The sequence below is a fragment of the Mycobacterium sp. AZCC_0083 genome (genome assembly GCF_014202335.1).
Classification (GTDB): Bacteria; Actinomycetota; Actinomycetes; order Mycobacteriales; family Mycobacteriaceae; genus Mycobacterium.
In genome coordinates, this window is the sequence record NZ_JACHGP010000027.1 from 1 (window position 1) to 24,508 (window position 24,508).

Annotated in this window: 22 protein-coding genes and 3 tRNA genes; 12 read left to right on the forward strand and 13 right to left on the reverse strand. The window is 66.9% G+C overall.

The annotated features are described in order from the left end of the window. The first annotated feature begins 156 nt into the window (after window positions 1-156). Complete coding sequence (locus HNP02_RS43440) at window positions 157-456, forward strand: helix-turn-helix domain-containing protein (protein ID WP_184446121.1); 300 nt, start codon at window positions 157-159, stop codon at window positions 454-456. Here the strand turns inward: HNP02_RS43440 and HNP02_RS39510 are convergent. The 3 genes from HNP02_RS39510 to HNP02_RS39520 form a co-directional block, all read right to left on the reverse strand. Continuing rightward, window positions 408-866 carry a hypothetical protein gene (locus tag HNP02_RS39510; RefSeq protein WP_184446122.1) on the reverse strand — a complete coding sequence of 153 codons (459 nt, stop codon included), beginning with the start codon at window positions 864-866 and terminating at the stop codon, window positions 408-410. The two genes, HNP02_RS43440 and HNP02_RS39510, sit on opposite strands and share 49 nt — an antisense overlap. A 22-nt stretch (window positions 867-888) precedes the next feature. Next, the gene (locus tag HNP02_RS39515) at window positions 889-1,533 is read right to left on the reverse strand and encodes a uracil-DNA glycosylase family protein (RefSeq protein ID WP_184446123.1); all 645 of its coding nucleotides are present in this window, start codon (window positions 1,531-1,533) and stop codon (window positions 889-891) included. A 337-nt stretch (window positions 1,534-1,870) separates the two neighbouring features. Then, window positions 1,871-1,953: transfer RNA gene (locus HNP02_RS39520), tRNA-Leu, on the reverse strand. 226 nt (window positions 1,954-2,179) lie between these two features. Here HNP02_RS39520 and HNP02_RS39525 point away from each other — a divergent pair. The 7 genes from HNP02_RS39525 (at window position 2,180) to pknB (ending at window position 11,871) form a co-directional block, all read left to right on the forward strand. After that, window positions 2,180-3,649 carry a DUF3662 and FHA domain-containing protein gene (locus tag HNP02_RS39525; RefSeq protein WP_184446205.1) on the forward strand — a complete coding sequence of 490 codons (1,470 nt, stop codon included), beginning with the start codon at window positions 2,180-2,182 and terminating at the stop codon, window positions 3,647-3,649. A gap of 151 nt (window positions 3,650-3,800) precedes the next feature. Beyond that, window positions 3,801-4,268, forward strand: a complete 468-nt coding sequence (locus tag HNP02_RS39530) for an FHA domain-containing protein (RefSeq protein ID WP_184446124.1) — start codon at window positions 3,801-3,803, stop codon at window positions 4,266-4,268. Then, window positions 4,265-5,812, forward strand: coding sequence for a PP2C family serine/threonine-protein phosphatase (locus HNP02_RS39535; RefSeq protein WP_184446125.1), 1,548 nt, complete (start codon window positions 4,265-4,267; stop codon window positions 5,810-5,812). The genes HNP02_RS39530 and HNP02_RS39535 overlap by 4 nt, the downstream gene beginning before the upstream one ends. Further along, window positions 5,809-7,227, forward strand: a complete 1,419-nt coding sequence (locus HNP02_RS39540; protein WP_184446126.1) for an FtsW/RodA/SpoVE family cell cycle protein — start codon at window positions 5,809-5,811, stop codon at window positions 7,225-7,227. The genes HNP02_RS39535 and HNP02_RS39540 overlap by 4 nt, the downstream gene beginning before the upstream one ends. Next, window positions 7,224-8,699: a D,D-transpeptidase PbpA gene (pbpA, locus tag HNP02_RS39545; protein ID WP_184446127.1), complete on the forward strand. Its 1,476-nt coding sequence runs from the start codon at window positions 7,224-7,226 to the stop codon at window positions 8,697-8,699. The genes HNP02_RS39540 and pbpA overlap by 4 nt, the downstream gene beginning before the upstream one ends. After that, a complete protein-coding gene (locus tag HNP02_RS39550; RefSeq protein WP_184446128.1) occupies window positions 8,696-9,973 on the forward strand; it encodes a protein kinase in 1,278 nt (425 codons plus the stop codon). Before pbpA ends, HNP02_RS39550 begins: the two co-directional genes overlap by 4 nt. After that, window positions 9,970-11,871 carry a Stk1 family PASTA domain-containing Ser/Thr kinase gene (gene pknB, locus HNP02_RS39555; protein WP_184446129.1) on the forward strand — a complete coding sequence of 634 codons (1,902 nt, stop codon included), beginning with the start codon at window positions 9,970-9,972 and terminating at the stop codon, window positions 11,869-11,871. Before HNP02_RS39550 ends, pknB begins: the two co-directional genes overlap by 4 nt. Here the strand turns inward: pknB and HNP02_RS39560 are convergent. After that, complete coding sequence (locus tag HNP02_RS39560; RefSeq protein WP_184446130.1) at window positions 11,849-12,523, reverse strand: aminodeoxychorismate/anthranilate synthase component II; 675 nt, start codon at window positions 12,521-12,523, stop codon at window positions 11,849-11,851. The genes pknB and HNP02_RS39560 overlap by 23 nt on opposite strands. Before the next feature lie 22 nt (window positions 12,524-12,545). Beyond that, window positions 12,546-13,295 (reverse strand): DUF881 domain-containing protein, encoded by a 750-nt coding sequence (locus HNP02_RS39565; protein ID WP_184446131.1) that lies wholly within the window; start codon window positions 13,293-13,295, stop codon window positions 12,546-12,548. Between the two features lie 115 nt (window positions 13,296-13,410). Between HNP02_RS39565 and crgA the strand changes: the two genes are divergently transcribed. Together crgA and HNP02_RS39575 are read left to right on the forward strand one after the other, a co-directional pair. After that, entirely contained in the window at window positions 13,411-13,695 is a 285-nt protein-coding gene (gene crgA / locus HNP02_RS39570; RefSeq protein WP_184446132.1) for a cell division protein CrgA, read from the forward strand. A 156-nt stretch (window positions 13,696-13,851) separates the two neighbouring features. Next, entirely contained in the window at window positions 13,852-14,283 is a 432-nt protein-coding gene (locus HNP02_RS39575) for a PH domain-containing protein (RefSeq protein WP_184446133.1), read from the forward strand. Window positions 14,284-14,374: 91 nt separating this feature from the next. On the opposite strand, the gene HNP02_RS39580 is transcribed toward HNP02_RS39575, so the two are convergent. Continuing rightward, a complete protein-coding gene (locus HNP02_RS39580; protein WP_184446134.1) occupies window positions 14,375-14,920 on the reverse strand; it encodes a peptidylprolyl isomerase in 546 nt (181 codons plus the stop codon). Between the two features lie 124 nt (window positions 14,921-15,044). Here HNP02_RS39580 and cwsA point away from each other — a divergent pair, with 124 nt between their 5' ends. Beyond that, window positions 15,045-15,470: a cell wall synthesis protein CwsA gene (gene cwsA / locus HNP02_RS39585; protein WP_184446135.1), complete on the forward strand. Its 426-nt coding sequence runs from the start codon at window positions 15,045-15,047 to the stop codon at window positions 15,468-15,470. A gap of 23 nt (window positions 15,471-15,493) precedes the next feature. Here cwsA and HNP02_RS39590 read toward each other — a convergent pair whose 3' ends face one another. Both HNP02_RS39590 and HNP02_RS39595 read right to left on the reverse strand, forming a co-directional pair. Then, complete coding sequence (locus HNP02_RS39590; protein WP_184446207.1) at window positions 15,494-16,639, reverse strand: RNA polymerase sigma factor; 1,146 nt, start codon at window positions 16,637-16,639, stop codon at window positions 15,494-15,496. A gap of 26 nt (window positions 16,640-16,665) precedes the next feature. Then, window positions 16,666-17,073, reverse strand: coding sequence for a YciI family protein (locus HNP02_RS39595; RefSeq protein ID WP_184446136.1), 408 nt, complete (start codon window positions 17,071-17,073; stop codon window positions 16,666-16,668). Window positions 17,074-17,271: 198 nt separating this feature from the next. Here HNP02_RS39595 and HNP02_RS39600 point away from each other — a divergent pair, with 198 nt between their 5' ends. Further along, the gene (locus tag HNP02_RS39600; protein ID WP_184446137.1) at window positions 17,272-18,483 is read left to right on the forward strand and encodes an FAD-dependent oxidoreductase; all 1,212 of its coding nucleotides are present in this window, start codon (window positions 17,272-17,274) and stop codon (window positions 18,481-18,483) included. A 10-nt stretch (window positions 18,484-18,493) separates the two neighbouring features. Here the strand turns inward: HNP02_RS39600 and HNP02_RS39605 are convergent. From HNP02_RS39605 to gyrB, 5 genes are all read right to left on the reverse strand, one after another. Next, window positions 18,494-18,566: transfer RNA gene (locus tag HNP02_RS39605), tRNA-Ala, on the reverse strand. Window positions 18,567-18,730: 164 nt separating this feature from the next. Continuing rightward, a tRNA-Ile gene (locus HNP02_RS39610) sits at window positions 18,731-18,804 on the reverse strand. Between the two features lie 67 nt (window positions 18,805-18,871). Further along, a complete protein-coding gene (locus tag HNP02_RS39615) occupies window positions 18,872-19,735 on the reverse strand; it encodes a DUF3566 domain-containing protein (protein ID WP_184446138.1) in 864 nt (287 codons plus the stop codon). Window positions 19,736-19,783: 48 nt separating this feature from the next. After that, complete coding sequence (gyrA, locus tag HNP02_RS39620; protein WP_184446139.1) at window positions 19,784-22,291, reverse strand: DNA gyrase subunit A; 2,508 nt, start codon at window positions 22,289-22,291, stop codon at window positions 19,784-19,786. 35 nt (window positions 22,292-22,326) lie between these two features. Then, window positions 22,327-24,360 (reverse strand): DNA topoisomerase (ATP-hydrolyzing) subunit B, encoded by a 2,034-nt coding sequence (gene gyrB, locus HNP02_RS39625; RefSeq protein ID WP_184446140.1) that lies wholly within the window; start codon window positions 24,358-24,360, stop codon window positions 22,327-22,329. Between the last annotated feature and the right edge of the window lie 148 nt (window positions 24,361-24,508).

The following is a 24,508-nucleotide window of genomic DNA, read 5'->3' on the forward strand; positions in this document are numbered from 1 at the left end:
CCGCTATACCAGCGCAGACCCCGTCCGCAACCGCAACCGGCGCGCACAATTTTCGATCACCACGGTGGAGAGCGAAGCGCCCCAGAGAAGCTAATTTCTCGTATCCGAGACCGCCGCCGACTCTTTGAGGAAACACCAGAGGTCGGGAGATCAGGCGTGTCGAGTACTTCGCCCGCGGTCAGCCGCGCGTTGGATGTGTTGCTGTATCTAGTCAGCCGTTCAGTCCCCGCGCCGGGTGCGGCCATCGCTCGCGACCTCAACATGCCGCGGTCGTCGACCTATCATTTGCTCGACGTGTTGATTGCCCGAGGCTTCGTCGTGCACTTCGCCAACAACCGCACCGGAGCCCTCGGCCTAGCCGGCCACACCTGGTGCGACCGGCCCGCAGTCGATCAAGGCGACAACCGCTACCTCATCGGCGACGCCGTCGCCGCCCCAGGTCTGCTAGCGGCATAGAGGAACTTGGTGAAGAACGACGCTCCGAGGTGTTTGAGGTTCTGCGATTGCCCCCGCAGCATCGAGGTGTAGGCCTCGACGGCGTTGCCGCTCCGCAGCGTCTCGGCCACCGCGTGCAGGGAGTCGTCGAAACGCTGAGCATCCTTGTACCGGAACACCCGTGCTCGGCGCCCGACGAGGAACGCCGAGTTGCCGGTACCCCAGACGTAACCGGCCAGTAGTGCTTGCGGCAGCCCGCGATCGGTCGCGGCTGCGAGCAGGTCTTCCCGGGCAATCCGGTGGTAGCCGCGCTCCTGTGCGGGCAGCTGTTCGAGGAAGCCGCCCCATCCCTCCGGCGCCCTGGGCGTCCACCAGGACGGGCGGAACCGGAAGCCGTGGGAGAGCACCCCATCGTCGTCTAGGTACTCCACGACTGCGGACGCTACGTGACACCTATCCCGTCGCATCCTCGCCTCCGCGGTCGAAGCTCCACCGGATGGCCGCGGACAGAGTCGACACGTACTCGGCTTCGAGCTCGTCGTCGTGCTGGCGATGGATCCACGACGGGTGCTTCGCGTGGAAGATGTACGGGACTCCCTTCGAAAGTCGTCCGTGCGGAATCTCGAAGTTCGGCTTTGAGACCCGCGCCCGCGGATACAAGAACTTCAGCACCCGTTCGGCGTCGCGACCCAGCGTGATCACCAACCGCGGTCGGACGATCTCGAGTTCGCGGTGCAGGTACTGGGAACAGTTGACGATCTCGTGCTCATGCGACGGTCGGTTCCTCGGCGGATGGCAGTGCACCGCGTTGCTGATGAAGATGTCCTTCTTCTCGTAGCCCGCACCCTCGATGCTCTCGTCGATCAACTCGCCACTACCGCCGGTGAACGGGATCTGGCTCTCCATGCACTTCTCGCACAAGCTCTGCCCGATGAGCGCCACCGGCGAGCTCAAGCTCCCGTAGCCGGGTGCAGACACGGTGACGGGCGCGATGTTCATCCCCTCGCAGCGCCGGCAGCCGGCGATCTCGCTGTCGAGAGCGATCTTGCGCAGCCGCCGCGAGGCAGACGTGTCATCCTCCGCCACGTTCGGACTCACGGGTGGAGTGTAGATAGATAGTTCGATCCGGGTCGCCGATCATGCTCGGCGGATCTGTCGGCGCGCATGCACAAACTTGGGGGTGCCGTGCCGACGCCGGGACCGGCGCCCCGCCGCGGTCAGCCACGCCGAGCTACGCCATGCAGCCCCGCGAGGCACAACGGTCTCACACCTCTGCCAGGGCTACCGTGCGACGACCGAAAAGGGATCTGACGACGAAAGTCCCCCAACCCTCATTGCCAAGGCGCTCGACGGAGAGCACCCCTCAAAAAGCTAAGGTCACGACCCATATCTGGTTCGTGACCTTAGCGCCTGCGGCTCGTGGAACCGCGCATTGTGGGCGAAGGGGGACTTGAACCCCCACGTCCCGAAGGACACTGGCACCTGAAGCCAGCGCGTCTGCCATTCCGCCACTCGCCCCAACAACCGGGGAAGACTATCACGCACACCGGCACACCCCCCAACCGCGCAGATGGCACCGACCCGAGGCCCGGAGTTGCCCCTGACCTGGCGTGATCGGATTCTCAGAGTTCTGTGTGTCCCGTTGCGACGGCGATGGCCGATACCATGAAGGCGACATCGAGGCTTCGCGACACGCATGGCCTCGGACCTGACCGAAACGACGACGATCGAGGTGGGCGGTGACATGGGTCTTGTCGGCCGCTTCGAGCGGAAACTGGAGTCGACCGTCGGCGACGCCGTCGCCCGCGTATTCGGCGGAGCGATCGTGCCTCAGGAAGTCGAGGCGATGTTGCAACGCGAAGCGGAGGCCGGTGCACGCGCAGTCGGCGGCGGGCGCATTTTGGCCCCCAACGACTACGTCATTACCCTCAGTGGGTCCGACCATCAGAAGGTGAGCGCCGACCCCGACCTCAGATCGACCACTTTTGCCAGATACCTGGAGGGATACATACGTGATCACGGGTGGCAAACGTATGGTGAGGTGGTCGTCAGATTCGAACCGTCACAGAACCTGCATACCGGCCAGTTCCGCACACGTGGAGCGGTCAACCCAGATTCCACCAGCGGCGAACCCGCCCAGGACGCACGAGAGCACGCGTACACCGCAGAACCAGGAGTACTCCCAATGAGCGACAACCCGAGCTACCGCGGCGGCCAGGGACAAGGGCAGCCCGGCGACGAGTACTACGACTACGGACGCCAAGGTGAAGACCCGCGCGGACAGTACCCGCCCGAGCAGGGCGGCCACCCGCCGCAGGGCGCTCCGGCCCCCGGTTACCCGCCCCGGCAGCCACCGCCGCCCCCGGCGGGATACGACCAGGGTGGTTACCCGCCCGAACAAGGCGGCTACCCCCCGCAGGGCTACCCGCCGCCGTCCTATGACCAGGGCCCGCCCGCGGGCTACGGTCCGCCTCCTGCCGCTGGCTACGATCAGCGCCCACCAGCGCCGGGCGGCTACCCGCCGCCCCCTCCCGCCCCTGCTCCGGGTGGCTACGGCCAGCCCGCAGGTGAGTACGACTACGGCCGCCCGCCGGCCGCTCCGCCGCGCCACGAGGACTACGGCCGACCGGAGCCTCGCCCGGCCTACCCAGACCAGGGCGGCTACCCCGAACAGGGCGGCTACCCGGCCGAGCAGGGCGGTTACCCCGCCGAGCAAGGCGGCTACCCGGAACAGGGTGGCTACCCCGAGCAAGCCGGCTACGGCGCCCAGGCCTACGGACGCCAGGACTACGCGCAGCCCGCAGGCTACGACTACGGCCAGCCGCCAGCCGGTTACGCCGAGGGCGGCTACGGCCAGCCCGGGTACGACTACGGCCAGCAGCCCGGACAGCCTGCCGGATACGGCGGCGCGGGCTACGGCGCCGCTGGCGCGAACGTGACCCTGCAACTGGACGACGGCAGTGGCCGGACCTACCAGTTGCGCGAGGGCGCCAACGTCATCGGGCGCGGCCAGGACGCCCAGTTCCGGCTCCCGGACACCGGTGTCTCACGCCGGCATCTGGAGGTCCGCTGGGACGGCCAGGTCGCACTGCTGTCGGACCTGAACTCGACGAACGGCACCACGGTCAACAATGCCCCCGTGCAGGAATGGCAGCTGGCCGATGGCGACGTCATCCGGCTGGGCCACTCCGAGATCATCGTCCGCGTTCACTGACGGCTCTGGCAGGTCACTGGCTGGGTGAAAGCTGTTCGCTTCGCCCGCACGCCTATCACCGCCCAAGTATCGTGACGTTGCCGAATGCAGCCGAACGCGTTCGGAGGGCGCCAGGGCTACGGCTGTGGGACGGTGAAGGAGAGGACGTCAGATGCAGGGGCTAGTTCTGCAGCTGACGCGTGTCGGATTCCTGTTGCTGTTGTGGCTTTTCATCTGGTCGGTACTGCGGATCCTGCGCACCGACCTGTACGCCCCGACCGGCGCCGTCATGGTGAAACGCGGGCTGGCGTTGAGGGGCACCCTGCTGCCGAATCGGAACCGCAGGCACATCGCCCGCCAACTCGTCGTCACCGAGGGCGCGCTCTCTGGCACCCGGATCACGCTGGGTGCCCAGCCCGTGCTGATCGGCCGGGCCGACGACTCGACTCTGGTCCTCACCGACGATTACGCCTCGACACGGCACGCCCGCCTGTCGCAGCGAGGCGCCGAATGGTACGTCGAAGACCTAGGATCGACCAACGGTACATACCTCGACAGGGCGAAGGTGACGACGGCGGTTAGGGTTCCGATGGGCACGCCAGTGCGAATCGGCAAGACGGTAATCGAGTTGCGTCCATGACTCTCGTTCTCCGCTACGCGGCGCGCAGCGACCGCGGTCTGGTTCGCGCCAACAACGAAGACTCGGTGTACGCCGGTGCGCGTCTGCTCGCCCTTGCCGACGGCATGGGCGGCCACGCCGCGGGCGAGGTGGCCTCCCAGTTGGTGATCGCCGCCCTCGCGCACCTCGACGACGACGAGCCGGGCGGTGACCTGCTCAGCCAGCTCAACGAGGCCGTGCACGAGGGCAACGCCGCGATCGCCGCCCACGTCGAGGCGGATCCCGACTTGGAGGGCATGGGCACGACGCTCACCGCAATCCTGTTCGCGGGCAACAAACTTGGCCTCGTCCACATCGGCGACTCCCGTGGCTATCTGCTCCGCGACGGCGAGCTCGGCCAGATCACCAAGGACGACACCTTCGTCCAGACTCTGGTGGACGAGGGCCGCATCACCGCCGAGGAGGCGCACAGTCACCCGCAGCGTTCGCTGATCATGCGGGCGCTCACCGGACACGAGGTGGAGCCGACGCTGATCGTGCGCGAGGCCCGCACCGGCGACCGCTACCTGCTGTGCTCCGACGGGCTGTCCGACCCGGTCAGCCACGACACCATCCTGGAAGCGCTACAGATCCCCGATGTGGCCCAAAGTGCCGACCGGCTCATCGAATTGGCGCTGCGCGGCGGCGGGCCGGACAACGTCACCGTCGTCGTGGCGGACGTCGTCGACTACGGCTACGGCCAGACCCAGCCCATCCTGGCAGGCGCCGTCTCCGGCGACGACGACCAGACCGCCCCGCCAAACACCGCGGCGGGCCGGGCCTCGGCCTTCAACCCGCGCCGCAACGCGGCTGGCCCACCGAAACGGCCTTCGACCGAACCGGAACCGCCGCCGCGGAAACCCCGGTCACGGCGCAGGATGGCCTACGCGGCCGTCCTGCTGGTGTTTCTGGTGGTCGCCGGGCTCGCCGTCGGCCGGTTCATGGTTCAAAGCAACTACTACGTCGCCGAGCACGACGGCGCGGTCTACATCATGCGTGGCGTGCAGGGCTCCTTTCTCGGAATGCCTCTGCAGCAGCCGTTTCGCATCGCCTGTCTCGACTCTCGCAACGACCTGAAGGTCATCGGCATCGACGACCCCCGCACCGGCTGCCAATTGCTCAAGGTCGGCGACCTGCGGGAGTCCGAGCGCGCGCAGGTCACGGCTGGCCTCCCCACCGGCAGCGTCGACGACGCCATCCGTCAGCTCAACGAACTCGGCCAGACCTCGCTGCTGCCGGTCTGCGCGCCCCCCAAGCCGACGACGACCACGAACGAGAAGCCCCCGCCGACGTCCGCTCCACCGGCATCGTCTACACAACCCTCTGCAGGCGCACCGCCCGTTCCGACGCCGCCACCGCCTGGACCGGACCAGTCGCCGACGGCCGAGGTTCCCACCACCGTGACCGCTCCCGCGCCGCCGGGACCACCGCCCGCACCGCAGCCACCGCCGACGCCGTCGCCGACCGTGACGGCGCTGCCTCCCCCACCGCAGGAGCCGGGCACCACCTGCCGGGCTGCGTCATGACGACCACCCAACCGCAGGCCCCGGTGTCCGTCGTGCCGCCAATGCCCAACCGGCGCAACGCCGAACTGTTCCTGCTCGGGTTCGCCGCGCTCATCACGATGGTGGCGCTGCTCATCGTCGAGGCCAATCAGGAGCAGGGCTTGCGCTGGGACCTGGTCCAGTACCTGGTCTTCTACGTCGCACTGTTCGCGGGTGCACATCTGACGATCCGGCGCTTCGCGCCCTACGCCGATCCGCTGCTTCTTCCGGTCGTCGCGCTGCTGAATGGCCTCGGCCTGGTGATGATTCACCGTCTCGACCTCGCCGCAGGCCCCCTCGCCCCTGGCGCGGCCCCCGGGCCGAGCGCCAACCAACAGATGCTGTGGACGCTGGTCGGCGTCGCCGGCTTCTCGCTCGTCGTGATCTTCCTTCGTGATCACCGGGTCCTGGCCAAGTACGGCTACGTGTGCGGCCTCAGCGGCCTGATCCTGCTGGTCATTCCGGCATTGCTACCGCGGTCGATGTCCGAGCAGAACGGCGCCAAGATCTGGATTCGCTTGCCCGGCTTCTCGATTCAGCCCGCCGAGTTCTCCAAGATCTTGCTGCTGATCTTCTTCGCCGCGGTCCTGGTGGCCAAGCGCGACCTGTTCACCAGCGCAGGCAAGCACGTCTTCGGCCTGGATCTGCCCCGGCCCCGCGACCTGGCGCCTCTGCTCGCGGCCTGGACCGCATCGGTCGGCGTGATGGTGTTCGAGAAGGACCTCGGCACCTCACTGCTGCTGTACGCGTCCTTCCTGGTGCTGGTCTACATCGCCACGGAGCGGCTCAGTTGGGTCCTGATTGGCTTGACGCTGTTCGCGGCGGGAAGCGTTGCGGCGTACTACGCGTTCGCGCACGTGCAGGTCCGCGTGCAGACCTGGCTGGACCCGTTCGCCGACCCCGACGGCACCGGCTACCAGATCGTGCAGTCGTTGTTCAGCTTCGCCACCGGCGGCATCTTCGGCACCGGCCTGGGCAACGGCCAACCCGGCACCGTGCCCGCGGCGTCCACCGACTTCATCATCGCCGCGATCGGCGAGGAACTCGGCCTCGTCGGCGTGGCGGCCGTGCTGATGCTCTACACGATCGTCATCATCCGCGGCCTGCGCACCGCCATCGCGGTCCGCGACAGCTTCGGCAAGTTGCTCGCCGCGGGCCTTGCCTCGACGCTGGCGATCCAGCTGTTCATCGTCGTGGGCGGCGTCACCAAGCTGATCCCGCTCACCGGGCTGACCACCCCGTGGATGTCGTACGGGGGCTCGTCGCTGCTGGCGAACTACGTCCTGCTGGCGATCCTGATCCGCATCTCGGATGCCGCCCGCCGCCCGCTCACCACGAAGGCGCCCAACAGCACGCCGATCGCCGCCGCGGGCACGGAGGTGATCGCGAAGGTATGAACACCTCCCTGCGCCGCGTCTCCATCGCGATCATGGCGTTGATCGTGCTGCTGCTGGCCAACGCCACCCTGACCCAGGTCTTCACCGCCGACGGCTTGCGCTCCGACCCGCGCAACCAGCGCGTGCTGCTCGACGAGTACTCCCGGCAGCGCGGTCAGATCTCGGCAGGCGGCCAGCTGCTGGCCTACTCGACGTCCACCGAAGGGCGCTTCCGCTTCCTGCGGGTGTACCCGAATCCGCTGGCCTACGCGCCGGTCACCGGCTTCTACTCACTCCGTTACTCCAGCGCCGGCCTCGAACGCGCCGAGGACGCCGTGCTCAACGGCTCCGACGAGCGCCTGTTCGGCAGGCGGCTTGCCGACTTCTTCACCGGTCGCGATCCGCGGGGCGGCAACGTGGGCACGACGCTCAACCCGCAGGTGCAGCAGGCCGCATGGGACGCCATGGAGCAGGGCTGCAACGGGCCGTGCAAGGGAGCGGTAGTTGCTCTCGAGCCGTCGACGGGCAAGATCCTGGCGATGGTGTCGACGCCGTCCTACGACCCGAACCTGCTGGCCTCCCACGATGTCGACGAGCAATCCAAGGCGTGGGAGCAGCTGCGCGACGACCCGAACGCGCCGCTCGTCAACAGAGCCATCTCGGAGACCTATCCCCCTGGCTCGACGTTCAAGGTGATCACCACTGCCGCCGCGCTGCAGGACGGCGCGACGGTGGACACCCAGCTCACCGCCGCATCGCGAATTGCCTTGCCGGACAGCACCGCAACGCTGGAGAACTACGGCGGATCGAGCTGCGGCGGCGCTCCGACCGCGTCGCTGCGGGAGGCCTTCGCGAAGTCGTGCAACACCTCCTTCGTCCAGCTCGGCATCAACACGGGAACCGACGCGCTGCGGGGCGCGGCGCGGGCATTCGGTCTGGACTCCTCTCCCCTGCCGATTCCCCTTCAGGTCGCCGAGTCGACCGTCGGTCCGATCAGCGACCAGGCCGCGCTCGGAATGTCGAGCATCGGGCAGAAGGACGTCGCGGTGACCCCGTTGCAGAACGCCGTGGTGGCCGCCACGATCGCCAACGACGGGGTCAGGATGGCGCCGTATCTGGTCGATGACCTGAAGGGTCCCGACCTCGCCAACCTCAGCACCACCGCTCCTCGGGAAGTCCGCCGGGCAGTGTCCTCTCAGGTCGCTACTACACTTACGGACCTGATGATTGGCGCCGAGCAGGCGACTCAGCAGAAGGGAGCCATCGCCGGCGTGCAGATCGCTTCCAAGACGGGTACGGCCGAACACGGCACCGACCCGCGCAACACACCGCCCCACGCCTGGTACATCGCCTTTGCGCCGGCCAAGGCCCCCAAGGTCGCCGTCGCGGTTCTCGTGGAGAATGGTGGCGACAGGTTGTCCGCCACCGGGGGTGCGCTGGCCGCGCCGATCGGCCGCGCCACCATCGCCGCTGCGCTTCGGGAGGGATCATGAGCGCGCGCGTCGGAGTCACGTTGTCCGACCGCTACCGGTTGCAGCGGCTGATCGCCACCGGTGGCATGGGCCAGGTGTGGGAGAGCGTCGACACTCGGCTGGGCCGCCAGGTCGCCATCAAGGTGCTCAAGGCGGAGTTCTCCACCGACCCCGAGTTCGTCGAGCGGTTCCGCGCCGAAGCCCGGACGGTCGCCATGCTCAATCACCCCGGCATCGCCAGCGTGTACGACTACGGCGAGACCGAGCTCGACGTCGGCGAGGGCCGCACGGCCTACCTGGTGATGGAACTGGTCAACGGCGAACCACTCAACGCCGTGATCAAGCGCACCGGGCGGTTGTCGCTGCGGCACGCCCTCGACATGCTCGAACAGACCGGCCGGGCCCTGCAGGTCGCCCATACGGCCGGGCTGGTGCACCGCGACGTCAAGCCGGGCAACATCCTCATCACGCCCACCGGGCAGGTGAAGCTCACCGACTTCGGCATCGCCAAGGCCGTCGACGCAGCTCCCGTCACCCAGACCGGCATGGTCATGGGCACCGCGCAGTACATCGCGCCGGAGCAGGCGCTCGGCAAGGACGCCACCGCGGCCAGTGACGTCTACTCACTCGGTGTCGTCGGATACGAGACCCTTGCCGGCCGGCGGCCGTTCACCGGTGACGGCGCGCTGACGGTGGCGATGAAGCACATCAAGGAGCAGCCCGCGCCGCTGCCCTCCGACCTACCGCCCAACGTGCGCGAGCTGATCGAGATCACCCTGGCCAAGGAGCCCGGCCACCGCTATCGCTCGGGCGGGCCGTTCGCCGACGCCGTTGCCGCGGTGCGCGCCGGACGGCGACCGCCCCGGCCCAACCATGCGCCTTCCATCGGTCGCGCCGCTCCGGCTGCGATCCCGTCGGTCACACAGGCCCGCGCGGTCGCCGACTACGGCAGCAGGCCACCGACCGCAGCCCGACCTCGCCCGGTGACGGGCAGCCACCGCACGCCGGTGCAGCAGCGTCGCACCTTCTCCCCCGGTCAGCGCGCGCTCCTGTGGGCGGCCGGGGTTCTCGGCGCGCTGGCCATCGTCATCGCGATCCTGATCGTGCTGAACGCCCAGGATCGCAAGGCCAACCAGTCGCCGCCGCCCACGATCACCAACACCAGCACCACCATCGTGCCTCCGCCTCCACCCGCGTCTCCTGGTGCCATGCCGGCTCCGGAGTGGATTGATTCTGGGTCCATCGGCGACGGTGGAGACGATGACACTCCGGTCCTAGAAGACACGGGGCAATGACCACCCCGCAGCACCTGTCCGACCGCTACGAACTCGGTGACATCCTCGGGTTTGGTGGCATGTCGGAGGTCCACCTGGCCCGCGACGTCCGGCTGCACCGCGACGTGGCCGTCAAGGTGCTGCGCGCAGACCTGGCTCGCGACCCGAGCTTCTACCTGCGCTTCCGCAGGGAGGCCCAGAACGCTGCGGCGTTGAACCACCCCGCCATCGTCGCGGTGTACGACACCGGCGAGGCCGAAACCCCTGCCGGGCCACTGCCCTACATCGTGATGGAGTACGTCGAAGGCGTGACGCTGCGCGACATCGTGCACACCGACGGCCCGATGGAACCGCAGCGGGCCATCGAGGTCATCGCCGATGCGTGTCAGGCCCTGAACTTCAGCCACCAGCACGGCATCATCCACCGCGACGTCAAACCCGCCAACATCATGATCAGCAAGACCGGCGCAGTGAAGGTGATGGACTTCGGGATCGCCCGCGCACTGGCCGACACCGGCAACCCGATGACCCAGACCGCCGCCGTGATCGGCACCGCCCAGTACCTGTCCCCCGAGCAGGCCCGCGGCGAGAAGGTGGACGCTCGCTCGGACGTGTACTCATTGGGCTGCGTGCTCTACGAGATGCTCACGGGGGAGCCACCTTTCGTCGGTGACTCACCCGTGGCGGTGGCCTACCAACACGTCAGGGAAGATCCAGTGCCGCCGTCTCAGCGCTATGCCGGCATCTCCCCTGAGTTGGACGCCGTTGTACTCAAGGCGCTGGCCAAGAACCCAGAGAACCGGTATCAGACTGCGGCGGAGATGCGCACCGATCTGATCCGCGTGCACAGCGGCGAGGCACCAGACGCTCCCAAGGTGTTCACCGATGCCGAGCGCACGTCGCTGCTGTCAGCGCCGCCACCCTCGCGCGGTCGCGCGCAACCCACCGAACACATCCCCACCCACCCGGCCGGCTACGTCGAACCCCAACGCGGCGGGTCGATCGGCCGGTGGCTGATCGCGGTCGCTGTGCTGGCGGTGCTGACCGTGGTCGTGACGGTCGCGATCAACATGATCGGCGGCAGCCCGCGCGATCAGCAGGTGCCCAACGTAAAGGGCCAGACGCAGCAGGACGCCATTGCGGCCCTGCAGAACCGCGGGTTCAAGACCACCATCCAGCAGCACTCCGATTCGACGACGCCGCCAGGCAAGGTGATCGATACCGATCCCAAGGCCGACAGCGCCGTTTCCGCGGGCGACGAGATCACGATCAACGTGTCGTCGGGTCCCGAGCAAGCCATGATGCCCGACTGCACGAACCCAAACCTGACCTATGCCGCGTGCGTGACCAAGCTCAAGGGCGCCGGCTTCGGAAAGTTCCAACAGACGACGTCGACGTCCAAACCGGACCTGAAGGGCCTTGTCATCGGGACCGTGCCCACGGCCAATTCGACGTCGGCGATCACCAACGTCATCACGATCGTGGTGGGCAGTGGACCGAACACCAAGCCCGTCCCCGACGTGAAGGGGCGCACCCTCGAGGAGGCGACGGCGATCCTCGCGGCGAGTGAGTTCACCGTTCCACCCATTCCGATCCAGGTCGACGGGCTCAAATCGACTCTGGGGCAGGTCCTTGGCACCGTTCCCCCCGCGAACGAGGTCGTACCGGTGGACACACCGATTCAGGTGAACGTGTCGCAGGGCAACCAGTTCCCCATGCCCGACTTGAGGCGAATGTTTTGGGACGACGCCGCGCCGTTCCTGCAGTCGCTTGGCTGGCAGAACATTGGTAGCAACTTCGTCAAGCTTCAGAACGCCCAGAACAGCGGCGTGCCAACCAACGGGATCGTTACTCAGGACCCGGCGGCAGGAACCCCGATGAAGCCCACCGACACCATCACGCTGAGCTTCGCGCAGTAGCCGCCCGCACGGTATCGGCCACCTCGCGTTCGAGCTGGGCCACCAGCGCCTCGGCGGGCGGCGTGCCACATAGCGTCAGCCAGTTGGCCAGCATCCGGTGGCCGCCCTCGGTCAGGATCGACTCTGGATGGAACTGGACGCCGTGGATCGGCAGATCGACGTGCTGCACGCCCATGATGACGCCGCCCTCGGTGCGCCCGGTCACCTGCAGTACCTCGGGCAGGGTGTCCGGCAGGATCGTTAGCGAGTGATAGCGCGTCGCGGTGAAGGGGTCCGGAAGTCCTTGCAGCACACCGATATTCGAGTGGTACACGCTGCTGGTCTTGCCGTGCCGCAGTTCGGGAGCGCGATCGACGGTACCCCCGAATGCCACCCCGATGGCCTGGTGCCCGAGGCAGACGCCGAGGAGCGGAGTCTTCGCCGCCGCGCACGCCAGCACCAGCGGGATGGACGCGCCTGCGCGCTCAGGCGTGCCAGGGCCAGGGCTGAGCAGGATGCCGTCGAATTCCTCGGCGGCCGCGCGGATCTCGTCATCGCCGGCGAGGCGCGCATCGTCGTTGCGCCAGACGGTCGCGTTCACGCCGAGCTGGCCAAGGTACTGGACCAGGTTGAACACGAAGCTGTCGTAATTGTCGACGACGAGAACCCGCATCGGACCAGGTTACTGGGTGCCGTCAGTAGCCAAGGGGACCGGCGGGCTTGGCGAAGCGCATCCGCACCGGCGCCGGATACCCGGCCAACTCCACGCGGTCCCGCGGCTGTTCGGTGTAGCCCAGTCCGAACCGCACAACGTATTGCTTGTAGAGCGTGACCAACGGCGCCGCCGCGAGGGCCGCCCGCATGGCCGACACGTCACCGATCGCGGTGATGACGTACGGCGGACCGTAGGTACGACCGTTGAGCAACAGCGTGTTGCCGACGCAGCGGGGTGCGGACGTACCGATGAGGCGCTGATCCTGCATCTGGATGCCCTCGGCGCCCGCGGTCCACAGGGCGTTCAACACGGCCTGCACGTCCTGCTGATGGACCACCAGGTCGTCGGGGGAGGCGTCGCCGGGGAAGCGGCCCTCGGCGTCGCGCTGCGCGTCGGTCAGGGTGATCACCAAGCCAGGACCGCGCATGGGGTCCAGCCCGGCGTCGGCGGCGAGGACGTCGGCGCGGCTGGTGATGGCGGCCAGCGCCGCGTCGGCGCCCGGGGAGCCGCCGTGGCGGGTGTCGATCTGGGTCACGAGTCCATCGCGCTCACTGGAGAGCCGGTCGACGGACCGTTGGGCATCGCGGACGAGGTCGACGAGCCGCGGTGCGTCACTGCGACGTATCTCACCGCCTTGGGAGGTGGTGTGGGTGGCTGCCAGCAGCAGGCCTGCGCACAGGCACACGGCAGGCACGCCGAAACGCCAGGCGGACGGCCTCGTGGCGCTCATCGTCCCCTCCTCGGCCGCGTTCAGATTTCTCTGTCGGACGACGTGCTGGGTTAGGCTCTCAGGTGCATCCGCTCCATCGTCGCACCCGCGACGCCGACTGTCCGCGAAGGTACCCATGCCCAAGTCCAAGGTTCGCAAGAAGAGTGACTTCACCACCAGCTCGGTGAGTCGCACTCCGGTCAAGGTCAAGGCCGGACCGTCGAGCGTGTGGTTCGTCGTGCTCTTCATCGGATTGATGCTGATCGGCCTGTTGTGGCTGCTGGTCTTCCAGTTGGCGGCTACCAACCCCGTGGACGCGCCGAGTTTCCTGCAATGGATGGCCGACCTCGCCCAGTGGAACTACGCCATCGCGTTTGCCTGCATGATTACCGGCCTGTTGCTCACGATGCGCTGGCGTTGAGCATCCTTCCCCGTAAGGATGCATTCAAAGTGGTTTCTGTGCGTTACCCGTCTCGCAACCTCTCCGTCACCCAATCACATCGTTGTGATTCATCCCCATTGGGGATAGCGCCTGTGGATAACTCGATTCGCCACGGTTAGAGGGTGCAAGTAAGTCATGCAGCAAACTGAGTGGGGTCCGTCGACCGCCGGAATCGCTGCATGCGGAATCCTGGGGCTCGGGATGGCTACGGGCGTTGTGACCGTAGTCACAGATGCCCCCGGACGCATCCTCGGAGGCATTGCCGCAGTCGGATTGCTCTCGTTTGCAAGCATGTCGTGGCGGGCCCGGCCGAAGCTGGCAATCACGCCCGGCGGACTCGTCGTCCGCGGCTGGTTGCGCACCTATACATTGCGTCGTGACGACATCGCGAGGATCCGGATCACGGAATTCCGCCGCATCGGGCGCAAGGTGCATCTACTCGAGGTCGACACAGCCGCCGACGACCGCTTGCTGGTGTTCACCCGATGGGATCTGGGCACAAGTCCACTCGACGTGCTCGACGCGCTGACCGACGCGGGCTACGGCCCATCAGACGGCCCTCGCTAGTCCCCAACCACCTTGCCGCGAGCGCGCGCGTCTGCGGCACGACACGCCACAAAGGTAGGCACTCTGCGCGCGCTCGCGCAGGTGCTGACTTCTACGAAATGGTGATCGACTCGATGACCACGGGCTCGGTCGGACGGTCGCCGCGATCGGTCGCGGTGGCGCCGATCGCGTCGACGACCTTCTGCGACTCCTCGTCGACGACCTCGCCGAAGATGGTGTGCTTGCGGTTCAGGTGCGGGGTCTTGCCCACGGTGATGAAGAACTGTGAGCCGTTCGTGCCTGGCCCGGCGTTGGCCATCGCCAGCAGGTAGGGCTTGTCGAACTGCAGTTCCGGATGGAACTCGTCGGCGAACTGGTAGCCAGGTCCGCCACGGCCGGTCCCCGTCGGGTCGCCGCCTTGAAGCATGAAGCCGGAGATGACGCGGTGGAAGATAGCGCCGTCGTAGAACGGGCCCTCCGTGCCGCCGGTCGCATTCTCGGTGCTGTAGTCCTTGGTGCCCTGCGCAAGTCCGACGAAGTTGGACACGGTCTTGGGGGCGTGGTTGCCGAACAGTGCGATCTTGATGTCACCGCGGTTGGTGTGCAGGGTCGCGGTCGCTGTCTGAATTGGGCTCGTCACGGGATGCCAGTCTGCCATTCGTCTTTTCGGTGCCGGATCAGGCCCCCGCCCGAATAGTGTTGTCGCCGTCAGCGGCCACCGTCCGGTCGGCGATGATGGCAGGCTGGAACTTCAATTCAGTAGACCGCGGAGAGGTTGTGGCATGAGCTCGAAGACGAGTGCCGTCCGGTTGACGCCAAGGGAGAGGTTCGCCCGTGGTCTGAAGTACTCGACGGTGGGCCCGGTCGACGTCACCAGGGGAGTGCTGGGGATCGGCCTGGGTTCGGCGCACTCGTCGGCGAACTGGCTGGGTGACCGCTACCGCAGCGGCAAGCTGCGCAAGGACCTCGCCGCCGCGCAAGAGACGATCGCCAACGAACTCGCCGCGGCCCAGGAGGTCGTCGCCAACCTGCCGCAGGCGCTGCAGGAGGCCCGGCGCTCCAAGCGCCGTCCGCGCCCGATCTTCGTGATCGCCGCCGGCGCCGCGGTGCTGGCCGTTGGGGCGGTGGCGTTCTCGATCATTCGGCGCTCGACGCAGCCGGACCCATCGCCGCTCCCGCCGAGTGTGGACGTCACGCCCAAGCCCTGAAAGACCGCGCGGCCCAACGCAAGTCAGGGGAGTAGCGCCTGGCCGAGCCGTGCTGCCTGCCGGGTCAGGTGGTGGCGTTCGGCGAGGTTTGGGGCGATCTGGGCGGCTTCGGCATACAGCCGCGCCGCCGTTCGAGTGTCGCCGGCCTTCTCGTGGAGGTACGCCGACGCGGCGGTGTGCCGGGGCAGGCCTGGGTCCACCGTGGCCAACGCCGCGAGACCCGCTGTCGCGCCGTCGGCCTCGCCAATGGCGACGGCCCTGTTGAGCGCCACGACCGGGCTCTCGGTCAATGCGAACAGGTCGTCGTACCAGCTGACGATCTGCACCCAATCGGTCTCCTCGGCGCGTGGCGCGTCCGCGTGGATCGCGGCGATCGCCGCCTGCGCCTGGTACTCACCGAGTTCGTCGCGACCCAGCGCGCTCTGCAGGATGACGACGCCCTCGGCGATGAGCGGGGTGTTCCAGCGCGAGCGGTCCTGCTCGGCAAGCGGGACCAGCCTCCCGCCCGGCCCGGTCCGCGCCTCCCGGCGAGCGTGGTGCAGCAGCATCAACGCGAGAAGTCCTGCGGTCTCTGGATCGTCGGTCATCGACGCCAATTGCCGGGTGAGCCGGATCGCCTCCGCCGCCAGGTCGACGTCGCCGGTGTAGCCCTCGTTGAACACCAGGTACAGCACCCTCAGCACGGTCGCCAGATCGCCCGGCTCGTCGAACCTCACGTCGCGGACCGTGCGTTTGGCCCGGCTGACGCGCTGCGCCATGGTCGCCTCCGGCACGAGGTAGGCCTGCGCAATCTGGCGGGTGGTCAACCCGCCGACGGCGCGCAGCGTGAGGGCCACCGCGGACGACGAACTCAGTGAGGGATGCGCGCACAGGAAGAACAGCTGCAAGGTGTCGTCGGCAGCCTCGGTCGGTCCGGGCGGCGGCTCGACCGCGACGCGTTCCTCCCTGTCGCGGCGGGACGCCTCGGAACGGTGGGCGTCGACGAATTTGCGCCAGGCGACCGTGACCAGCCAACCCTTGGGGTCGGCCGGCCGCTGCTCCGGCCAGGTCAGCGCGGCCTGGATGAGCGCTTCCTGAACGGCGTCCTCGGCTGTCGCGAAGTCGACTCCACGGTGCACGAGCACGCCGATCACTGCGGGAGTCAGCTCCCGAAGCAGCAGTTCTTCCAGCACCTGATCTGACCTGGCCGGTCCGGTCATTCGTTGACCGTCAGGTGTGCGCCAAGGAAGGGACGCAATTCGAGCCACTCGTGGATCGGCTTGCCGCCGGCACCTGGGGCTGCGGACAATTCGCCGGCGAGCTCGAGTGCACGGTCGTAGGTGTCGACGTCGATCACCATCCAGCCGGCGATCAGGTCCTTGGTCTCCGCGAACGGTCCGTCGGTGACCGGCGGACGACCCTCCCCGTCGAACCGGACGAAGGTGCCCTGAGGCGACAGGGCTTGGCTGTCGACGTACTCGCCGGTGCCCACTAGCCGCTCGGCGAAGTCGTTCATGTACTTCACGTGAGCGTCGACCTCTTGCGGCGTCCACTGGTCCATCGGGGCGGCGTTGACGGACTCGGGCGCACCGCGGTAGTGCTTGAGCATCAGGTACTTGGCCATGGTGGTCTCCCTTTCTCGTGATGGGCCACTGTGGCCTCATCTACCCCTGGGACGGAGCCGCCACGCCGATCTCGACATGGCGGCCCAATATTCTTCGCGGCAAGCGATGTTTTCACGACGGCGGCTAGGCTGTTGGAACCCGGTCCAGCCCGGGCATCGTCCCCGTGAGCCCGCCATTCAGCGGAGTAGTGTCGGGCCGTGACACAGGTTCTGGAGACCCAGGTTTGTGTTGCCGGCGGCGGTCCCGCTGGCCTCGTTCACGGCCTCTTGCTTGCTCGCGCCGGGATCCCGGTTGTCGTCTTGGAGAAGCACAATGACTTCCTGCGCGATTTCCGCGGCGACACCGTGCATCCAAGCACCCTGCGGATCATGGACGAGCTGGGGTTCATCGATGAGTTCCTGCGACTGCCGCATACCAAGGTCAACCGTGTCGCCTTCGACACCGACGGCTCGATTCGCACCTTCGGCAACTTTGGTGCCCTCAAAGCGCTTGGCTTCAGGTATCCCTATATCGCTTTGATGCCCCAGTGGGACTTCCTCGACTTCCTGGCTGAAAAGGCCTCTGGCTACCCGGAATTCACTCTGATCCGCAACGCCGAGGTCAAGGAGCTGATCTTTGATGGCGACCGGGTGGTCGGTGTGCGCACGCCCGAACTCGAAGTGCGCGCCGAGTTGGTGGTGGCGGCGGACGGTCGAAAGTCCGCTGTGCGGGCCGCATCTGGCTTGCGGCTAGCCACGGCGAGCTCCCCGATCGACGTGTTGTGGTTCCGGCTGAAATGGCGCCCCGGCGACCCGCAGGAGCTGTTCGCGGTAATCCGTAGGGGCCTGATGATGGCCATGATCTATCGGGGCGACTATTGGCAGATCGCGTATCCGATGCCGAAGGGGCTCAATCTCCGCGACGGGTCGCTTGAGACGTTCAAGGAGCGCCTGGTCTCCGTGCGACCTCAGCTGCGCGACCGCGTCGACGACCTGCATTCCTGGGACGACACCAGCCAGCTCGACGTGCGGGTCGACCGGCTCAAGACATGGTGGCGCACTGGCTTGTTGTGCATAGGCGATGCGGCTCATGCCATGTCACCGGTCGGTGGGGTCGGCATCAACCTTGCTGTTGCCGATGCCGTAGCCGCGGCCAACATCCTGTGGGCTCCGCTGCGCGAAGGTCGGCTGACCAACGCCGACCTCGCCAAGGTGCAGCGCCGACGCGAGCTGCCCGCCCGGATCATCCAGGCCGGCCAGGTGTTGATTCAAAACGTGGTGATCGAGCCCAACCTGAACGGTGACCTGTCGCCGATCCGGGTCCCGAGAATCGTTGGCCGGGGTCCCCTGCAGTTCATTCCGCCGATTGTCGTCGGACGCGGTTTCCGCCCCGAACATGTGCGCAGTCCAGACGTCCACACCGCTGCTTGAAATCCCTTTGTGGAGCCTAGGAGATTCGAACTCCTGACATCTGCCTTGCAAAGGCAGCGCTCTACCAACTGAGCTAAGGCCCCTAATTCGCGCGGTCAGCCGGGCTGATCGGCGGCCACGTGCCACACCTCGACGCCGTGCCGGGATCGCCACACGATCACCGCCGCAGCGGCCGCGACCGATAGCAACACCAACCTCAACCTCATGGTGCACCCTTCCGGTGAGCCAGCCGGTGACCCGGCAACCGTGGGCCTGGGAGGACTCGAACCTCCGACCTCTTCGTTATCAGCGAAGCGCTCTAACCACCTGAGCTACAGGCCCGTAAACACGCACTACGGCCGAGCGACGAGATTACCGTAACGCCACCGATCGACCCAAACCGCGGGACTCAGTCCCGGTCGGCGAGGGTCACCTCGATGCCTCCGACGATGTCGGTGGTGAGGTTGTAGATGAACGCACCGCAGGTAGCCATCGCGGTCAGCAGGACGATGTTGACCAGCCCGATCAGGGCGGCGCCGCCGAAGATGGTGCCGCTGGATACCAGCTCGCCACCGCTGCCGCTGGCGCTAGTGAGCAGGTCGCCGACGTTGCTGTTGAGCTTGCTCCACACGCCCATCCCGCCGAGTACCAGGTACAGGAACGCGACGGCGATCATCCACACGAAGAACAGCGCCACCGACAACACCAGTGAGACCTTCAACACGCTCCACGGATCGAGCCGGCGAATCTGCATGCTGGCGCGCACCGGTCCCTGCGGCCGGCTGGCCACCTGGGCACGGGTTGGCCCCGCCAGCCGAGCAACTGGCTGCTCGGGCCGATCGGCGGGCTTGCGCTGCTGTGCACGGGGCACCGGCCCCGACAGGTCGGGCAGCTCGCTGGCGTAGACCTCGGGACGCACGGTCTCCGTACGGTCGCCGCGCGCCGGTGCCGGGTCCTGCTCGCGCGGTGGACTCGGCTCACGGGGCGGGCTCGGCTCACGAGGGGGAGCCTGCGGCGGCGGCGGCCCAGCTGGAGCGGCAGGGCCGCCCGAGATGAATCGGTTGATGCGGGCGTCGACGCCGGGGTTCTGTCCGGCGGCGGCGCCTGCCCGGCCGCCCTCGGGGGCGGACTCGGGTGCGCGCGGCGTCGGGCGGACCCGGGACGTGCCGCGTTGCCAGGGGGGAACCTCGCCGTGGTCGCCACCCGTCGAGCCGTTGGTACTTCCGGGCCCGTCACCCGTGCGCGGGTGTCCCGGCTCGTTCGGTGAACTCACCTACGGCTCCTTCGCTAAGGCCGGTTGCCGGTGGCAACCGGTGTCGCGCTACGTCTCGTCTGACTCATCGTCCTCGGAAGCGTCCTCGTCGGCGTTCCGCGCGACGGCAACCAGTGTGTCGCCCTCGCCCAGGTTGATCAACCGCACCCCCTTGGTTTGCCGCCCGGCCTTGCGCACTTGACGTGCCCTGGTTCGGATGACACCGCCTCCGGAGGTGATGGCGTACAGCTCGGTGTCCTCGTCGACGATCAACGCTCCGACCAGAGTGCCACGCCTACGGTCGTACTGGATGGTGAGGATGCCTTTGCCACCGCGGCCCTGCGTGGTGTACTCCTCGATCGCGGTGCGCTTCGAGTAGCCGCCCGACGTGGCGACCAGCAGATACGTGCCCTCCTGGACGACGTTCAGCGAGAGCAGTTCGTCTTCCTCGTTGAACCGCATGCCCTGCACGCCCGAGGTGGCCCGACCCATCGGTCGCAGCGCCTCGTCGGTTGCCGAGAAACGGATCGACTGGCCCTTGGCCGACACGAGCAACAGGTCGTTCTCCGAAGAGCACAGGACCGCACCGACCAGTTCGTCGCCGTCGCGCAGGTTCACCGCGACGATGCCGCCCGACCGGTTCGAGTCGAAGTCGGTGAGCTTGGACTTCTTCACCAGACCCTTCTTCGTGGCGAGCACCAGGTACGGCGCGTCCTCGTAGGTCTTGATCTGAATGACCTGGGCGATGCGCTCCTCCGGCTGGAAGGCCAGCAGGTTCGCGACGTGCTGGCCGCGTGCGGTCCTCGACGCCTCGGGAAGCTCGTAGGCCTTCGCCCGGTACACCCGACCCTGCGTGGTGAAGAACAGGATCCAATCGTGCGTGGACCCGACGAAGAAGTGCCTGACGATGTCGTCCTGCTTCAGCCCGGCGCCCTGCACTCCCTTGCCGCCACGCTTCTGGCTGCGGTACAGGTCTGACTTGGTCCGCTTGGCGTATCCCGTCTCGGTGATCGTGACGACGACCTCTTCGCGCGCGATCAGATCTTCGTCGGCGACGTCGCCGTCGGCCGGGATGATGCGGGTGCGCCGGTCGTCGCCGTACTTCTCGACGAGCTCCGCGAGCTCGTCATGCACGATCGCGCGCTGACGTTCCGGCTTGGCCAGGATGTCCTCGAGATCGGCGATCTCGGCCTCGATCTTGGCCAGGTCGTCGACGATGCGCTGACGTTCCAGAGCGGCGAGGCGCCGCAGCTGCATGTCGAGGATCGCCTGCGCCTGGATGTCGTCGATGTCGAGCAGTTCGATCAGTCCGGCCCGGGCGATGTCGACGGTCTGCGACGCCCGGATCAACGCGATGACCTCGTCGAGCGCGTCGAGCGCCTTGACCAAGCCGCGCAAGATGTGGGCCCGCTCGTTGGCCTTGCGCAGTCGGTAGATGGTCCTGCGGACGATGACGTCCAACTGGTGCACCACGTACAGCCGGATCAGCTGATCGATCCGCAACGTGCGGGGGACACCGTCGACGATTGACAGCATGTTCGCGCCGAAGCTGGTCTGCAGCTGGGTGTGCTTGTAGAGGTTGTTCAGCACCACCTTCGCCACGGCGTCGCGCTTGACCTCGACGACGATGCGCATACCGACGCGGTCGCTGCCCTGGTCCTCGATGTTGGAGATGCCTGCGAGCTTGCCGTCACGAACCTGATCGGCGATCGAGGTGATGAAGTTGTCGTGGTTGACCTGGTAGGGCAGCTCGGTGATGACGAGCAGCGTGCGGCCCCTGCTGTCTTCCTCGACCTCGACGACACCGCGCATGCGGATCGACCCGCGGCCCGTCGTGTACGCGTCGTGAATCCCTTGCGAGCCAACGATCAAGCCGTAGGTCGGGAAGTCAGGTCCCTTGACCCGCTCCGTCACCGCCGCCAGAGTGGCCTCTTCGTCGGCCTCGAAGTTGTCCAGGCACCAGAACACCGCTTCGGAAAGCTCGCGCAGGTTGTGCGGTGGCATGTTGGTGGCCATGCCGACCGCGATGCCACCGGATCCGTTGGCCAGCAGGTTGGGGAACCGGCTGGGCAGGACGGTGGGCTCTTGCACCCGGCCGTCGTAGTTCGGGATGAAATCGACTGTCTCCTCGTCGATTTCCCGAAGCATCTCCATCGCCAGGGGAGTGAGGCGCGCCTCGGTGTACCTCATCGCGGCCGGGGGATCGTTGCCCGGCGAGCCGAAGTTGCCCTGTCCGTCGACGAGCGGGTAGCGCAGCGACCACGGCTGGGCCATGCGGACCAGGGTGTCGTAGATCGACGAGTCGCCATGCGGGTGGTAGTTGCCCATCGTCTCGGCAACGGACCGTGCGGATTTCGCGTGTCCACGATCCGGGCGGAAGCCGGAGTCGTACATCGCGTAGAGCACACGGCGGTGCACCGGCTTGAGGCCGTCGCGGACCTCCGGGAGGGCGCGGCCGACGATGACGCTCATCGCGTAGTCGATGTAGCTGCGCTGCATCTCCTGCTGAATGTCGACCGGTTCGATGCGGTCGGTGGTCGCGCCGTCGTCGCCCGGCGGCAGGGTGGTATCAGTCATCGTGTTTCAGCCCTATTCGTCTTTGGATACCGGCGTTAAACGTCAAGGAAGCGAACGTCTCTCGCGTTACGGGTGATGAAGCTGCGGCGCGCCTCGACGTCCTCGCCCATCAGAATCGAGAACAGTTCGTCGGCGGCGGCCGCATCGTCGAGGGTGATCCGGCGCAGCACCCGCGCGCTGGGATCCATCGTGGTCTCCCACAGCTCCTTGGCGTCCATCTCACCGAGACCCTTGTAACGCTGGATTCCGTCTTCTGCGTTGATCCTGCGGCCCGCAGCCTTGCCGGCCTCCAGCAGTCCGTCGCGCTCACGGTCCGAGTACGCGAACTCGGGTTCGCTGCGCTGCCACTTCAGTTTGTAGAGCGGCGGCTGCGCGAGGAATACGTGCCCATTCTCGATGAGCGGCTTCATGAATCGGAACAACAGCGTCAACAGCAGCGTCGAGATGTGCTGGCCGTCGACGTCGGCGTCGGCCATCAGCACGATCTTGTGGTAGCGCAGTTTGGCGAGGTCGAATTCGTCGTGGATGCCGGTGCCGAGCGCGGTGATGATCGCCTGAACTTCGGTGTTCTTGAGCACCCGGTCGATGCGGGCCTTCTCGACGTTGATGATCTTGCCGCGAAGGGGCAGGATCGCCTGATACATCGAGTCGCGGCCACTCTTCGCGGAGCCGCCGGCCGAATCACCCTCCACCACATAGACTTCCGACAGGCGTGGGTCGGTGGAGCGGCAGTCGGCCAACTTGCCTGGCAGGCCACCGATGTCCGTTGCGCTCTTGCGGCGCACCAACTCACGGGCCTTACGGGCAGCCATCCGTGCTTGAGCGGACGAAACTGCCTTGTTCACAACGGTCTTGGCTTCTGCCGGGTTGGCCTCGAACCAGTGGCTGAGCTGCTCGTTGCAGATCTTCTGCACGAACGACTTCACCTCGGTATTGCCGAGCTTGGTCTTCGTCTGACCCTCGAACTGCGGGTCGCTGACCTTCACCGAGATCACCGCAGCCAGGCCTTCGCGGATGTCGTCGCCGGTGAGGTTGGCGTCCTTCTCCTTGAGCAGCTTCTTGTCCTTGGCGTACTTGTTGACCACCGTGGTCAATGCGCTGCGGAAGCCCTCCTCGTGCGTGCCGCCCTCATGGGTGTTGATGGTGTTGGCGAAGGTGTGCACCGACTCCGAATAGCCTGCGTTCCACTGCATCGCGATCTCGACCTCGTGACCGGGGCCCTTGCCGTCGAAGTCGATGATGCTCTGCTGGATCGGGGATTTCGTGCGGTTGATGTGCTTCACGAAGTCCACCAGACCGCCGGGATAGAGATAGGTGCGGTGCTTGGTCTTGTGCGGACCCTTCGCCTCCGCCTCCTTCTCGTCGGCGGACTTCGGCGCTTCGGCCGTATCGCTGACGACGTCGTCCACGATCTGGTCGACCGTGACGCGTTCGTCGATCAGGTCGATGGTCAGCCCCTTGTTCAGGAACGCCATCTCCTGAAGCCGCCGCGCCACGGTCTCGAAGTCATAGACGGTGGTCTCGAAGATGTCGGGGTCCGCCCAGAAGCGGATGGTCGTGCCGGTCTTCTTGGACGGCCCGCCCTGCTTCAGGGTGCCTGGCACGGAGCGGTCGTAGTACTGAAACCACTCGTAGCCGTCGCGCATGACCGTGGCCTCGAGCCTCGTGGACAGGGCGTTGACGACCGACACACCGACGCCGTGCAAACCACCACTGACGTTGTAGCCGCTGTTCTCGCCGCCGAACTTGCCGCCTGCGTGCAGCTGCGTCATCACGACGTCGATGGTTGGTACTCCCGACGCGTGCATCGCGACGGGGATGCCGCGGCCGTCATCGGTGACCTGGACGCTGCCGTCGCTGAGGATCTTGACGTCGACCCGGCTGGCGTAGCCGGCCATCGCCTCGTCGATCGCGTTGTCGACGACCTCCCACACGAGGTGGTGCAGGCCGCGCTCACCCGTGGAACCGATGTACATGCCCGGACGTTTCCGGACTGCCTCCAATCCCTCCAGAACAGTGATCGAATCGGCGCCGTACTCCTTGGGAGCACTCTTCTTCTGGGCAGGCACGTTGAACGCGTCTCCTTGGGGTTCGCAAGCGAGGGATCGAGGGCCCCTCACGGTCTGAAATTAGTCTACCGTCAGGCCCCGTCAGGACTCACTCTGAGGCGGCGTTTCTGCACACCTAAAAACGACGTGCGCGGAATTTCTCGACAAT